Source organism: Paenibacillus sp. FSL R5-0713 (assembly GCF_037973325.1).
Taxonomy (GTDB): Bacteria; Bacillota; Bacilli; order Paenibacillales; family Paenibacillaceae; genus Paenibacillus.
The window spans coordinates 3,387,379-3,401,550 of record NZ_CP150229.1; the positions used below are offsets into that span (position 1 = coordinate 3,387,379).

11 protein-coding genes are annotated in these 14,172 nt (G+C 43.4%); 7 read left to right on the forward strand and 4 right to left on the reverse strand.

Annotated elements, in window-relative coordinates:
- Positions 1 to 102: 102 nt before the first annotated feature.
- On the reverse strand, positions 103 to 933 hold the full coding sequence (locus MKZ12_RS15145; RefSeq protein ID WP_339242773.1) for an AraC family transcriptional regulator: 831 nt from the start codon (positions 931 to 933) through the stop codon (positions 103 to 105).
- Positions 934 to 1,129: 196 nt separating this feature from the next.
- Between MKZ12_RS15145 and MKZ12_RS15150 the strand changes: the two genes are divergently transcribed.
- Positions 1,130 to 2,536 (forward strand): glycoside hydrolase family 4, encoded by a 1,407-nt coding sequence (locus tag MKZ12_RS15150; RefSeq protein WP_339261258.1) that lies wholly within the window; start codon positions 1,130 to 1,132, stop codon positions 2,534 to 2,536.
- Positions 2,537 to 2,631: 95 nt separating this feature from the next.
- On the opposite strand, the gene MKZ12_RS15155 is transcribed toward MKZ12_RS15150, so the two are convergent.
- Positions 2,632 to 3,519 (reverse strand): LysR family transcriptional regulator, encoded by an 888-nt coding sequence (locus MKZ12_RS15155; protein ID WP_339261259.1) that lies wholly within the window; start codon positions 3,517 to 3,519, stop codon positions 2,632 to 2,634.
- Positions 3,520 to 3,670: 151 nt separating this feature from the next.
- On the opposite strand from MKZ12_RS15155, the gene MKZ12_RS15160 reads away from it, so the two are divergent.
- The 4 genes from MKZ12_RS15160 to MKZ12_RS15175 all read left to right on the forward strand — a co-directional run bounded on the left by MKZ12_RS15160 (position 3,671) and on the right by MKZ12_RS15175 (position 8,536).
- Positions 3,671 to 4,417: an acetoacetate decarboxylase gene (locus MKZ12_RS15160; protein ID WP_339261430.1), complete on the forward strand. Its 747-nt coding sequence runs from the start codon at positions 3,671 to 3,673 to the stop codon at positions 4,415 to 4,417.
- Between the two features lie 14 nt (positions 4,418 to 4,431).
- A complete protein-coding gene (locus MKZ12_RS15165) occupies positions 4,432 to 5,466 on the forward strand; it encodes a ketopantoate reductase family protein (RefSeq protein ID WP_339261261.1) in 1,035 nt (344 codons plus the stop codon).
- Between the two features lie 555 nt (positions 5,467 to 6,021).
- Positions 6,022 to 7,299: a cytosine permease gene (gene codB, locus MKZ12_RS15170; protein ID WP_339242779.1), complete on the forward strand. Its 1,278-nt coding sequence runs from the start codon at positions 6,022 to 6,024 to the stop codon at positions 7,297 to 7,299.
- The gene (locus tag MKZ12_RS15175; RefSeq protein ID WP_339242781.1) at positions 7,268 to 8,536 is read left to right on the forward strand and encodes a cytosine deaminase; all 1,269 of its coding nucleotides are present in this window, start codon (positions 7,268 to 7,270) and stop codon (positions 8,534 to 8,536) included. Before codB ends, MKZ12_RS15175 begins: the two co-directional genes overlap by 32 nt.
- Positions 8,537 to 8,619: 83 nt before the next feature.
- On the opposite strand, the gene MKZ12_RS15180 is transcribed toward MKZ12_RS15175, so the two are convergent.
- Positions 8,620 to 9,744, reverse strand: coding sequence for a GerAB/ArcD/ProY family transporter (locus tag MKZ12_RS15180; RefSeq protein ID WP_339255179.1), 1,125 nt, complete (start codon positions 9,742 to 9,744; stop codon positions 8,620 to 8,622).
- 150 nt (positions 9,745 to 9,894) lie between these two features.
- On the reverse strand, positions 9,895 to 10,746 hold the full coding sequence (locus tag MKZ12_RS15185; RefSeq protein WP_339255181.1) for a helix-turn-helix domain-containing protein: 852 nt from the start codon (positions 10,744 to 10,746) through the stop codon (positions 9,895 to 9,897).
- Between the two features lie 128 nt (positions 10,747 to 10,874).
- Here MKZ12_RS15185 and MKZ12_RS15190 point away from each other — a divergent pair, with 128 nt between their 5' ends.
- Positions 10,875 to 12,815 carry a beta-L-arabinofuranosidase domain-containing protein gene (locus MKZ12_RS15190; protein WP_339255182.1) on the forward strand — a complete coding sequence of 647 codons (1,941 nt, stop codon included), beginning with the start codon at positions 10,875 to 10,877 and terminating at the stop codon, positions 12,813 to 12,815.
- A 334-nt stretch (positions 12,816 to 13,149) separates the two neighbouring features.
- On the forward strand, positions 13,150 to 13,890 hold the full coding sequence (gene map / locus MKZ12_RS15195; protein WP_339242788.1) for a type I methionyl aminopeptidase: 741 nt from the start codon (positions 13,150 to 13,152) through the stop codon (positions 13,888 to 13,890).
- Positions 13,891 to 14,172 lie beyond the last annotated feature (282 nt).

Genomic DNA, 14,172 nt, shown 5'->3' on the forward strand with positions numbered 1-14,172 from the left:
TCTAGATCCTAATTAAACCATGAATAACCAATGATTCTAATGATTTACCAAGGTATAGAGGCAGCCGGATTGACAGGTTGCCTCTTTTTTTGTCTACATTTGCTACTCGAATTTGGAAGGAGGCACATTGTAGAATTTTTTGAATGCTTTGGAGAACGTAAAGGGGTCGGGATAGCCCAGAAATGCGGCAATTTGCTGGATCGTATATTTTTTCTCGTACAGATAATCTCTGGCCCGATTCATTTTGATTTGATTAATGTACTGCCCCGGTGTGATACCGAGAATTTTTTTGAACAAAGAAATAAAATATTTCTCAGAGACGCCAGCAATAACAGCAAGTTCATTCACTCGAATGGCACGATGCAAATTCGCATCCACGTATGGGAATACGTTCTGTAGAACTTCCAGACTCGCTTCAATTTTCCTCGGTTTTCGGTCTTTCAAAAATTCACCGTGATAGAAGCCTTGCCCATGTAATTCGAAAATTTTGGCGATCACGAGAAGAAGAGCGGCTTTCATGTAAAGTGGACTTCCGGTAGCGCCGCTACTCTGCTTAAACCTTCGGTAGGACGAGGTGAACAGCGTTGATTCCTCCTGAATCAGGTTACCAGGTACGATGCCAGGGAGCTGAAACTCGCCAAGAATCCGTTTTTGATCAGCGATGCTGAAATCAAAGTGTATGTATATGAACCGGCAAAGCTCTCCTGTCGTGGAAGCAGTGTAGGGCATATCCGGATAAAAAAACACGACGTCCCCCGTGGCCGCCATATGCTCGACTCCAGCGATGGTAATCTTGACAGAACCTGATGTAATGAACCACAGATCGTAATCGGAATGTGACTTATGTTCAATCCAATGACTGTCATGCGTTTGTTCCAGATAAGAGCTCATGCGAAGCGTGACATACTCCGAAAGCTCGTCGATTATACTCATATTTACAGTTCTCGATTGCATCGAATTCAGCCGAATCCTCTCTACTTTATGACATCTTTCATTTTCCCCTATCATATCAAAGGAATTACCCTTTGTTAACTATCGTACGATTTGACATCTTTTGAAAACTATCACACATTCCGATTCCATCCCACTCCCCTATAATGAACTTATATCGTTACAAGGAGGGTACTTAATGAATGATATAAGCACACAGCATCCGAAAGTAGTCGTTATTGGCGCAGGAAGCCTGTTTTTCGGTCGTCAGTCCATCTGGCAGATGGTTCACTCCCCCTATTTGAATCAGGGCACGCTGGCTTTGGTCGATACGGACGAGGAACGGCTCTCGAAAATGGTAACTCTGGCGGAGATGGTCGCTAGGGAGAACAACGTATCTTTAAAGATCGAGGGCTCGGTCGACCGTAGAAAGGTACTTCCCGGAGCCGACTTCGTTGTACTCAGCTTTGCGGAGCAATCGGTGAAATATCGTGGCATCGACTGCCAAGTCTCTCTAAAATATGGGATTCGCATGTGTTCCGGTGATACGATCGGCCCGGGTGGGATCTTTCGCGCGATGCGGGAACTGCCGGTGATTATGGAATGTGCCAAGGATATTGAGGAACTGTGTCCAGAGGCCTGGGTGATCAACTATATTAACCCGTCAACCGTTCATGGCATCGCATTACATCGCTATGCACCGAAGCTTAAGTCGTTTGCGCTGTGCGATAGTCATCATATGCCGCATAAAAAAGCCTATTACGCGGTAAGAGCTGGCATCATTGAAGAGAACAGTCAGTTCACCACAGAAATTGACCGAAAATTCGATTTCCGCATCGCTGGAGTCAATCATTTCACTTGGCTGCTCAAAGCCGAGTATGAAGGAAACAATGTGATGCCCACGATCGCAGAAGCCATGCGCAAGATGGCAGGTGAAGAGAACAACGGCGGTGATCGGGGAGCCAAAGCTCTTTTTAACGATGCCATTACCTACGAACTGTATAATATTTTCGGAATCATTCCCACTTGCACGGCACATACGAAGGAATACGTTCGATATTGGCAAGGGCTTGGCAAGACAACGGACACGATTCCTCCGTTATCAATCTGGGAGACAGAGGATAGGTATCAGCGGCATGATGAGATGTGGCAGCAGGTGGATGACTTCCTTGCAGGTACTATACCGATTGCCGACTATATGAACACATTTGGCCCGGATCATGCGACCGATATCATTGAAAATATGGTGGGAAATTTGGGCAAGAAGTTCTTTGTCAATACACTCAATCAAGGTGCGGTAACCAATATGAATGCAGATTCCTTCCTGGAACTACTATGCGATGTAGATATGAATGGTGTGAGACCACTCCATGTAGGCGAGATGCCGCGTGGGATCAGAGGGATGCAAGAACTTGTATTGGATACGCATGAACTTACGGTGGAAGCTGTGCTGGAACAGAGCTATGAGAAGTTGCGAAGAGCGATGCTCACTGACCCGCTCGTGAGTTCCATCCATGACGCGGACCAGATCATCCGTGAATTGTTGGAACTGGAGCGTCAGATGATTCCAGACGTTTGGTACAAGGATAGACTACAGTTCAACTAGGAACAGATATCGATAGAAGACCACGTCGTTTCCTTCAAAAGGATTAACGTGGTCTTTGTTTTTAACAATTACCATATGTCATTTAGGAAGATATTCTATTGCACTTTAAACAAGCCAGCATGGTCTTCATAGTACGAAGTAATAAAATCACGAAATTCTCCAACAGAAGGGGATAACCATTTTTGTTTGACCCAGGAGAGGCTAATTGGATATATCGCTGAATTATCAGTAATTTTTACATAGCTTAACCCGAGTGTTCTACATACGGAGATAGGAAGTAATGCAACACCCTGATCAAGTCTGATAATTTCGAGCAGGGTATGAGAATCGACCTCAAATGCAAGGTTGGGAAGGAAGCCTGCTTTCTCACAGAGGGTGGTTGTAAACCGGCTATATTCCTTATTATCTGCAAGCGAAATATAGGGCTCATCTGCAACAACACTCAATGAGATGCTTGTCTCTCCGACGTATGCATGATTTGTTGGCACAACCAGAACAATATCCTCCTCGACAAGCACAACACTCTCAATTTCCTCATCCTGAATCGGATGCCCCGTAATGCCCAGATTCAACTCACCTTTCTTCAAACCTGTAATAATCTCAGCGCGCGTTCCTATGCCTTGATGGAGCTTGGTATCAGGAGAAGCGTTGATGTAGTCACTTATGAGACCGGTGAGGAAGCGGGTATTCGTAATGGAGATCCTGATCGTATTGGATATATGATGTTCCTCCGCTTTAATCTCCATCTCTGCATTTTCAATTTCAATAAAAATTCGGTTTACGTGTTTCAATAAGATTGCACCTGAGGCATTTAATTGAATGTTTCGTCCTCTCCTGTGAAATAAAGGCGTGCCCAGTTCATCTTCAAGTCGTTTAATCGTCAAGCTTAGGGAAGGTTGAGCAATATTCAATTGTGCAGCTGCCTTGGAGATGTGTTCAGTATAGGCAACGGTCTGAAAGTATTTGAGCTGAAGCAATTCCATTTGTCTGCACCTCTTATTTATTTTGATAAATATATATAGTACTTATTATGTATTATATTAAATTTAAATATTGATGTAGAATTTTTTTATGAGATACAGTTCAAATTTTTATATAACAAAACTTAATTAATGTATGAGGCAGGTGTCTTTGATGAAAATCGATGTGAATAACATAGCTAAAAATCTGAATACACCCCTAACGGCTCCGGCATATCCAATGCCACCGTACAAATTCGTGAATCGTGAATACTTGAACATTATTTATCGAACTGATGAAAAAGCGTTGCGGGCAGCCGTGCCCGAGCCTTTGGAAATTACTGAACCTTTGGTTAAATTCGAAGTGATGTGGATGCCCGATGTATCTGGACTGGGCGCCTACACGGAAGCTGGACAAGTTATCCCTGTGCAATTCAATGGGGAGGAGGGCGATTATGTGCATTCGATGTATGTAGACAATTTCCCCGCGATTGCAAGTGGTCGAGAACTCACCGCCTATCCGAAAAAGCTGGGCGCACCGAAGTTGTATACCGATTCAGATACACTTGTCGGCACACTTGATTATGGAACGCTGCGTGTAGCCACGGCAACGATGGGATATAAACATGTAGAGATGGATAAAGAACTCGCCAAACATGAGATATGCCGACCTAACTTTATGATTAAGATTGCGACAGACTATACCGGGCATTTAAGAGTATGTGATCTGATCCGAACTCAGGTTACAGACATCGAAGTGAAAGAGGCTTGGACAGGACCTGCGCGGCTGCAACTGTTCGAACATGCATTGGCACCTCTAGCAGATCTGCCTGTGTTGGAAGTTGTGTCCGCTTCTCATATCCTTACCAACTTAACCTTGAACGCTGCACAACCTGTATACAACTACCTGGAAGAGAAATAAGGAGGAAAAATAAAATGAGAATTGCAATTGTAGGAGCAGGATCATTGGGAACCATCGTAGGTGCATACCTGGCGGATGGCGGAATGGACGTTGAGTTAATTGATGCATATCAGGAGCATGTTGAAGCTTTAAATCAGACGGGTGCTAAAGTGACGGGTACTACGAAGTTTCAGGCAAAAGTAAAAGCCATTACGCCTGATCAGAAATCGGGACAATATGACCTCGTTTTACTTTTGACCAAACAACTCTATAACGACTCCATTCTTCAGGAATTACTTCCATTCTTGAAAGAAGACAGCATGGTGTGTTCGTTGCAGAACGGGATTCCGGAAGAAAAAGTCGCTTCTATTGTTGGTGAAAAACGCGTCATCGCAGGCTCTGTTGAGTTTGGCGCTACGTTTATTGAACCAGGTGTATCCAGTCTCACAACGGAGTACACTCAATTTAAGCAGTATGCTTTTCAAATTGGTGAATTGAATGGTGTAATCACTGAACGAATTCAACAAGTGAAATCGGTGTTGGACCTTGTGGGCGGAACACATATTTCCGATAACCTGGTTGGAACCAAATGGTCCAAATTGCTGATCAACAATGCATTCAGTGGGTTGTCAGCTGCATTGAATGGGGAATATGGGGACATTATTGATCATGAAGCCGGTATTGTGAGTGCAGCTCATATTGCAGACGAGACGATTAAAGTTGCTCGTGCTAATGGGGTCACATTGGTTAAAATGAATGGATTCGACATCGCTTCACTCGAACTGAACAGCGAAGCCGATATCCCTGAACGAGTGAAAACATTACGTTACGTGATGGAGCCATCCAGACTGCTCAAAGCAAGCATGCTTCAAGATCTGGAGAAGAACCGCAAAACGGAAATTGATTATATTAACGGGGTAGTTTCAAGCAAAGCAGAAGGCACCGGAATTGCGACACCTTATAATGATTTGGTTGTAAAGCTGGTCAAATCTGCTGAAGAAACACAAACCGTTCCTGATTTTGACACGAATATAAAAGCTTTTGAAGAATTATTAAGCACACATAAATAAAATTTATATATTTACAGGTTCATTAGCAGAAAATCACATTAAGTAGGGATGTCCTCCGTCATATTTATGACTTGTGAGACATCCTGTTTGTTGTATTGGCTGTTGTATTAATAAATCTAGTCTGAATTTCAGGATTCTCCAACCAAACTCTGATGTAGAGCGTAATTGATATGGATCCGAAGTCTGCTATGAATAATCAGTTGTTATACGAATTCGGTTGAGCTAATGCCGAGAGGTGATTACGACAAAAAAACAGCATGCTGTATAAGGGATTAATAACCGTTGGATAATAATGACATTGACAACCGCAGGTTTTTCCAAAATAATAGAATGTAATTGAATACTGGTACCTTTAATTCAGTCCAGAGAGGCTGGCAAGGGCAGCGGATTTCATAATCACGCGAGAATCAGGGCATATCCCGTCATGGGATGCTCTGTGTCTTCGCGCGGGTTATGATACAAAAAGAGGCTACTTGTCAGTGTAAAACCTGATGAAGTAGCCTCTTTTTTCTGCTTTTTTTGGTATCAGATACACTTTATGTTGGGGGTATTCTGATGAGCAAACAAGATCAAGAGTTTTCATGGCAAGCGGTGCCGAAAGGACAAAGAAACAACTTTTGGAAGACGTTATCCGTCATGCTCGGTTTTACATTTTTCTCAGCAAGCATGCTGGCAGGAGGCACATTGGGCGTCAGCTTGACGTTCATGGAGTTCATTGGCATCGTGCTTGCAGGCAATCTGGTGCTTGGTATCTACACAGGGGCACTGGCCCATATCGCTGCCAAAACAGGCTTGTCCACACATTTGCTCGCTAAGTATGCATTCGGTGCAAAAGGGTCGTATCTGCCTTCGTTCCTGCTAGGCTTCACACAGGTCGGATGGTTCGGAGTCGGCGTAGCCATGTTCGCCATTCCAGTCGCGAAAGCGATGGACTGGAACGTGTATCTGTTGATTATCATATTTGGACTTGCCATGACGGCATCGGCCATCTTCGGTATGAAGTCACTCGTCATTCTCGGTTATATCGCAGTTCCTGCGATTGCCATTCTCGGTGGTTATTCCATGTTCGAAGGTGCAGGTTCGCTGGGTGGTCTGCAAGGGTTGCTAGATTACACGCCGACTCAGTCACTTACTGCTGCGGCAGCATTAACGATCTGTATCGGATCATTCATCAGTGGCGGAACACTGACACCTGATTTTGCCCGGTTCTCCCGGACATCCAAACAGGCAGTTACCGCAACCGTTATTGCTTTTTTCCTGGGCAACTCGCTTATGTTTCTGTTCGGAGCAGTTGGCGCAATGGCGTATAACCTGGCTGATATCTCGGAGGTCATGTTCCTGCAAGGATTGATCATCCCGGCGATCATCGTTCTGGGCTTGAATATCTGGACGACCAACGATAATGCACTGTACGCTTCAGGTCTTGGTTTTGCCAACATCACCAAAATTTCAAAGAAATTCTTCGTCGTTGTTAATGGCATCGTCGGTACCGTATTCGCCATGTGGATGTACAACAACTTCGTCAGTTTCCTGAACGTACTTGGCGCGGCGATACCATCCATCGGAGCTATTATTATTGCAGATTACTTCATTGTGAAACGTAGAAACTATAAGCCTTTTGCGGATATGTCTTTCAAAAATGTAAACTGGGTAGCGCTCGTCGCTTGGGCCATCGGCGTGGCATTCGCTCAACTGGCTCCTGGCGTAACACCATTGAATGCACTGCTTGGTACAGCAGTAGCTTATATCATCTTGATGTTGATTGTTCCTGCCAAAGAATCCAAAGAAATGGGGAAAATAAATGATTATACAGAACGCAAAATTGCGGGGTAAAGAAGGATTATGGAGTATTGTTGTGAAAGACGGGAAGTTCGAACAAATCACACAATCACTGGAAGTGACCGACAATGAAGAGATCCTTGATGTCAACGGATCACTTGTACTGCCACCATTTATCGAACCTCATATTCATCTCGATACAACGCTAACAGCAGGCGAGCCGGAGTGGAATCTAAGCGGAACGCTGTTCGAAGGCATCCAACGCTGGTCAGAGCGCAAGGTATCCCTGACGCTTGAGGATGTCAAAACACGTTCCAAAACGGCGCTAAAGTGGCAATTGGCACAGGGCATCCAGCATGTACGGACTCATGTGGACGTTACAGATCCAAGCTTGATCGCAGTTAAAGCGATGCTTGAAGTCAAAGAAGAAATGGCTCCATATATGGACATTCAGCTTGTTGCTTTCCCACAGGAAGGCATTCACTCTTATCCAAACGGTGCGGAATTGCTGGAGGAGTCACTGAAAATGGGCGTTGACGTGGTCGGTGGTATTCCACACTTCGAATTCACGCGGGAATACGGCGTTGATTCCATGAAAGTTGCGTTTGATCTGGCTGAAAAATACGATCGGCTCATTGATATTCATTGCGATGAGATCGATGACGAGCAATCTCGTTTCGTAGAAGTCGTTGCCAAGGAAGCCTACGAACGTGGATTGGGTTCACGCACAACGGCAAGTCACACAACAGCAATGGGGTCGTATAATGACGCTTATACGTACAAGTTGTTCCGCCTGCTTAAGATGGCTGATTTGAACTTTGTCTCCAATCCGCTAGTCAACATTCACCTGCAGGGACGTTTCGACACGTATCCGAAGCGAAGAGGTCTGACACGTGTTAAAGAGTTGCAGGAAGCAGGTCTGAATGTATGTTTTGGTCACGATGACATCTTCGATCCGTGGTATCCTCTGGGTACGGGCAACATGTTACAAGTGCTGCACATGGGGATTCATGCGTCGCAGTTGCTTGGTTACGACCAGATCGTGAATTCGCTTGATCTCATTACCAAAAACAGCGCAAGAACGTTACACATTGAAGATGTATACGGTATTGAAGAAGGCAAACCCGCTAACTTTATCGTACTTGAAGCAGAGAACGAGTATGAGGCTGTTCGCAAACAAGCCGGTGTACTGTATTCCTTCAGAGGCGGTCGTAAAATTGCGGAGTCGAAACCGAGGGACACTTCAATCATTTTTGAAGGCAGTTCAGAGAAAGTTACTTTCAATAAATAATCACGCTTTCCTTGAAAGTCGCTATTTTAGCGGCTTTTTTTCTTTTTTGTACGAATCACACCATGCATTATACAACCCAACATTTAACTTACCTTAAGGTTTCCACTAGCAGCTTGCTTCCCGCCTTTCTTACGAACAAAGCTAAGAATCAGCAGCAGCAGTGGTAACAAACCAAATAAAAAAATGGACATATTACCAAGAAAATCGCCCAAAGCTAGCGTTTCCTCCAGGTTTTTGGGTAAATAAGCAATCAAATAGAGCACGGGTAACATCGCAAATTGTATTCCGGTAATATTTTTGAGACGAAACAAATCTCGTATACCAATGGATGCAAAATAGTGCTTGAAGGCATAGGTTGCAAAAATTTGCATTAGCCAAAATACGATGAAAAGCGATTCATAGCGCTCAAATAAAAATCCTTCAATTTCAAAACTCCGAACCATATCAAACGTTGGCCACATCCGTGTCTCAACACCCGACAGAGATAAATTCCCCACGACTGTAACAATTGTTACCATATATATAATCGTACATATAAGTATACTGAAAATAGACGTCTTATTACTTGCCTTCACGTCTGTCATATAAGCTGTGACGATGAGCAAAACTTCATATCCGGAATAGGAGAGACAAGAAGGCTTAAGTCCCTTCAATACAGGCATAATCCCCTCACCTAGCATGGGTCTGAGATTATTGATATCAAACATTTTCGTACTCAAAAGGAACACCAGTGCGAGCAATGCTAGCGTAACGGGCAGAACGATTGAAAAGACACGAATGATGACCATAAGACCACCCGTTAGCATGTAAATACCAATCCACAAACTAACCATAATGGTGACCCAGCTAGGGGTACGCTCAAGGATGTACATACTTGTAATTTCAGCCATGACTCTGACTTCGAATGAACATAGAACAATAAAATATACGATAATTAGAATTCCTAACAGATAAGAAATCCATTTTCCCGTGATTTCAGGAATAAACTCGAACACCGTTTTACCGGGGAATCTGCGACATAACGTTACAAGAAGAAGGCTGATTGTCGTTACGATCAAACCAGCCAGAATGACGGAGATCCATACATCTGGTGTTTTTACCGCCTTGCCAATCGTACGAGGAAGCGTTAGTATTCCTGCACCAAGGATGGAGTTAATAACTACAATTATTACTTCAGAGGTACTGATTGTTGTTGCGGATGTCCTCACAGGCTTCACTCCAAAATGGGAAATTTGTTTGTAGTGTTACCCAATGAAGTTATTTTATGTTATTTAAAATAAATAGAAAAAAAGTGCAGGTTGTTTTTGGTCTGTTCGTAATTACACACAGTATCCTAATAAGTTCATGAATTTGTCTCACTAGTTAAGATATTTCTTGCGAAACAGAAGGGGAGATATTCCAACATTTCGCTTGAAACAGGTAGAAAAGTAGGGAGAATATTGAAATCCTATTTCAGTCGCAATACGATCTATCGACCATTCCGTCGAAACCAGAAGCTGTTTGGCACGCTCTATCCTGAATTGATGTAAATATTGAACAGGTGTCACACCGTACTTCATTTTCATGCAACGAACGATGTAGCTAGGGTGGAAGTGCAATGCTGACGAGAGAGTTTCATTGGTGATTTCCTCTTGGTAGTTCTGTTGCAGAAATAAGGCTACGCTCTCAGCAAGGCGTGAAGCAGGTGTCTTGGCCATATCTGAGGTGCCATTTTCGAGTATAGCCAAAAAACGGAATAGCAGCTGTTGCTTCTCCCAGAAGGATTCTCCCACGGGCAATAGTACAAGCTGGTGCATCATATCAAATGCGAGCTGGGGGTTTAGCAATGTGGTTTTCTTAGGTATTCGTATGGACTTAGGCTTATCAAATGGCGATAGCGGAATTGCTGCTTCCGACTCTTCTATTAAGGGACCTTGATGCCAGTCCACATGCTCAAAATGAACCCAGTAAAACGTTGCTTCCTGTTCGCAGGGCCTGAACGAGTAATGCTCACCTTCCGGCAGTAATACTAGTGCATCACCTGTAGCAAGTGTCCATTCCGACCCGTTCTCACCGATATGTAGTTCTCCATCGACCACGAGTAGCACATCAAACAGGCCGAAATTTCTTCGATTCGGATGACGGTCTCCTACACGAAACGTTGAACGACCAGATTCCCAGTAATATGGAAGGGGTGGGGTTTGTAACGCAACAATGAATTCTTTGTCCAATGAATCAACCTCATTTTCAGTGTCATTTTGTATAGAAAAAAGCTCATTCCATTACTATTATGGCTTTACGAAAAAGCATATACTCGACGTTGTAAAGAGTCAAATTTTATAAATTCGAGGTGTGTGTAATGGGACAAAAGCAAATTGAAATTCAAGACCAATTTTGGAATACATATTCTGATCTTGTACGAGAAACAGTCATTCCCTATCAATGGGAAGCTCTGAACGACAGGGTGGAGGACGCTGAACCTAGTCATGCCATTCGAAATTTCCGTATTGCTGCTAGCTTGGAGCAAGGCGATTTTGGTGGTTGGGTATTTCAGGATAGTGATCTCTACAAATGGTTGGAGGCCGTTGCTTATTCGCTCCGTCACCATCCCGATCCGTGGTTGGAGCAGATCGCCGATGATTCGATTGAATTGATCGCTCAAGCTCAACATGACAATGGTTATCTGAATACCTATTTCACAATCCAGGAACCTGGGAGACAATGGACCAATCTTTATGAAGCGCATGAGCTGTATTGTGCAGGTCATCTAATTGAAGCCGCAGTAGCGTATTATCAGGCGACAGGCAAGCGTAGATTACTGGACATCTCTTGCCGATTCGCTGATCTGATTGATCGTATGTTCGGACCCAAGCCCGGACAGATAAGAGCTTACTGCGGGCATCAGGAAATTGAGTTAGCATTGGTCAAGCTTCATACCATTACAGGTGAAGAGCGATATCTGAATCTTAGTCGGTTCTTCATAGATGAACGTGGTAAACAGCCTAATTATTTTATCAAGGAGTGGGAAGGTGGTAACCGGACAAACATCTGGTCCCATGGAACGCCTAATCTGGAAATGTATCAATCTCACCTTCCTGTTCGTGAGCAAAAAGTAGCGGTTGGGCACTCTGTTCGGGCAGTTTACATGTACACAGCGATGGCTGATCTTGCGAGATTAACAGGTGACGACGGACTGAAGGAGGCCTGTGAACGACTCTGGTCGAACACAACAGGCAAACAAATGTACATTACCGGCGGCATTGGTTCGACACATCTCGGGGAAGCTTTTACGTTTGATTACGATCTTCCGAATGATTCCGTATACGCAGAGACCTGTGCTTCCATTGGTTTGATTTTCTGGGCGCGCCGCATGCTTCAATTGGAAGCGAAGAGTGAATATGCAGATGTTATGGAGCGAGCGCTGTACAACAATGTTCTCGGTAGCATGTCTAGGGATGGGAAGCATTTCTTCTATGTCAATCCACTTGAGGTATGGCCAGAAGCAAGTCTGAAAAATCCAGATAAACATCACGTCAAGCCCGTCCGACAAAAATGGTTCGGTTGCTCCTGCTGTCCTCCAAATGTCTCACGCTTACTAAGTTCATTGGACGATTATATATACGATATATCAGAAGAAGAGAGATCGATCTATACTCATCTGTATATTGGAAGCAAAGTTTCCTTTCAACTTGCCGACAGTACAATCACATTGCATCAACGTTCTAATCTGCCTTGGAACGGTCATGTTGAATTCTCGGTTCAGCTTCCCAAGGATAGCGAATCTGTCGAATTTGAACTTGCGCTACGTATACCGGATTGGTTCCAGGAGGAACAGCCCGTGTTGAAGGTGAATGGAGAAAGACAAGATTTTCATATTAAGAATGGGTACGCAAAAATAAAGAGAAGTTGGTCAGATGGAAATATAGTAGAGTGGTTGCTTCCGGTTAAGCCAAATTTAATTGCTGCACACCCATCCATTCGGGCAGATGCTGGCAAAGTAGCCATTCAACGCGGCCCGCTCGTGTATTGCATCGAAGAAGCAGACAATGGAGCCCCGCTCACTACAATCACGTTGGCTGCGGAGCCACAATTAACGGAGTATGCTGATCCAGATCTACTAGGTGGTTGTGTCATCATAGAAGGCGATGGTCTCGTGCCTGATGACAGCAATTTATGGTTAGACGGGATACCGTACCGTTCTTATATTAATCAGAGAAAGGCTGTACGTTTTAAGGCCATTCCCTATTATTTGTGGGGGAATCGCAAGGCTGGTGAGATGAGCGTATGGCTCCGTTTTTAAAGAGGACGTAGGATCACTGGAGGCTTTTTTCGCAGTCACTTTCAAAATAAGCATAATAGAAAAAACGAAGGCATTGACCTTCGTTTTTTTTTCTGTTTTGATGAACTCCACCGACTAGTCACTTTTATAAAACTGAATTTATGTGACAATCATGACTCATGACATTTGGATGCTGCTAACCGTGGCGATATTCAAGTTCTGACAGACATAATCAACAAGATCAGGGAAACCGATAAGTGAGCAATTATAGCCCAATATTGATAAAAAAGTTGCGAAGCTATGCTGCTTTGGATATGATTAATTAATTGATGATTAAGATAGTGAGGTAGAAAAAATGATCGCAAGAACAGAAGAAGACTTTAATGGTTTGAAAGAAATCGGAAAAATTGTTGGTGCTATTCGAGATGAATTGGTACAAAAAACAGTTCCAGGCATAACAACTAAAGAGCTTGATGATCTAGCTGGAGCACTTTTTGAGAAAGCTGGTGCAGTGTCTGCTCCAAAAAGTGAATATAATTTCCCGGGATTTACTTGTATCAGTGTTAATGAAGAAGTGGCACATGGTATTCCGGGAGAGCGGGTTATTCAAGAAGGGGACATCGTGAATATTGATGTGTCCGGCTCCAAGAACAGCTATTTCGCAGATACGGGAATTTCGTTTGTCGTAGGCGAAGGTGAAGAAGTATTAACGAAAATATGCGACGTTGTTAAACTGGCATTCGAAGCAGGACTTAAGAAAGCAAAACCGGGCTCCAAAAAAAGTGGAATCGGAAAAGCGGTATTCCAAACGGCCAGACAGCATGGACTAACGGTTATTAAAAACCTTACGGGGCATGGTGTTGGACGTGCGATACACGAAGCCCCTGACCACATCTATAATTATAATGATCCATCGGATGATGAATTGTTAAAAGAAGGCATGGTTATTGCATTCGAGCCATTTGTCTCAACTTCAGAAGAAGAAGTATTCCAGACCGGAGACGGCTGGACCTTTGCTACTAAAAACAGCCATGTAGCTCAGATCGAACATACGATTATTCTTACTAAAAATGGTCCAATTATTGTTACTCAATAAATTTGTGCAAACTTGAAGTCGCTAAATTTAGCGACTTTTTTGTTTTCTTGTGTACGTTATAGCAGATCGTAATATCTACGTTAACTTATTAATTTATGTTGAATTTATGGAAGGATTTAACGTATATTTAGGATCTGATGAAAAATAAGAAATGCCCCTAATTTTTCCTGTTATAATTTTGTAGTTTTATAGATTAACATAGCAATTCCAATACATATGTTTACTATAATAGTGCGGACAGTGGTGAGGTAATGCGAAATGAAAAATGAAGCATGTACATTC

Coding starts and splice junctions, on each gene's coding strand:
- MKZ12_RS15145 (WP_339242773.1), bottom strand. CDS start 933: ATGAGTATAATCGACGAGCTTTCGGAGTATGTCACGCTTCGCATGAGC.
- MKZ12_RS15150 (WP_339261258.1), top strand. CDS start 1,130: ATGAATGATATAAGCACACAGCATCCGAAAGTAGTCGTTATTGGCGCA.
- MKZ12_RS15155 (WP_339261259.1), bottom strand. CDS start 3,519: ATGGAATTGCTTCAGCTCAAATACTTTCAGACCGTTGCCTATACTGAA.
- MKZ12_RS15160 (WP_339261430.1), top strand. CDS start 3,671: ATGAAAATCGATGTGAATAACATAGCTAAAAATCTGAATACACCCCTA.
- MKZ12_RS15165 (WP_339261261.1), top strand. CDS start 4,432: ATGAGAATTGCAATTGTAGGAGCAGGATCATTGGGAACCATCGTAGGT.
- codB (WP_339242779.1), top strand. CDS start 6,022: ATGAGCAAACAAGATCAAGAGTTTTCATGGCAAGCGGTGCCGAAAGGA.
- MKZ12_RS15175 (WP_339242781.1), top strand. CDS start 7,268: ATGATTATACAGAACGCAAAATTGCGGGGTAAAGAAGGATTATGGAGT.
- MKZ12_RS15190 (WP_339255182.1), top strand. CDS start 10,875: ATGGGACAAAAGCAAATTGAAATTCAAGACCAATTTTGGAATACATAT.
- map (WP_339242788.1), top strand. CDS start 13,150: ATGATCGCAAGAACAGAAGAAGACTTTAATGGTTTGAAAGAAATCGGA.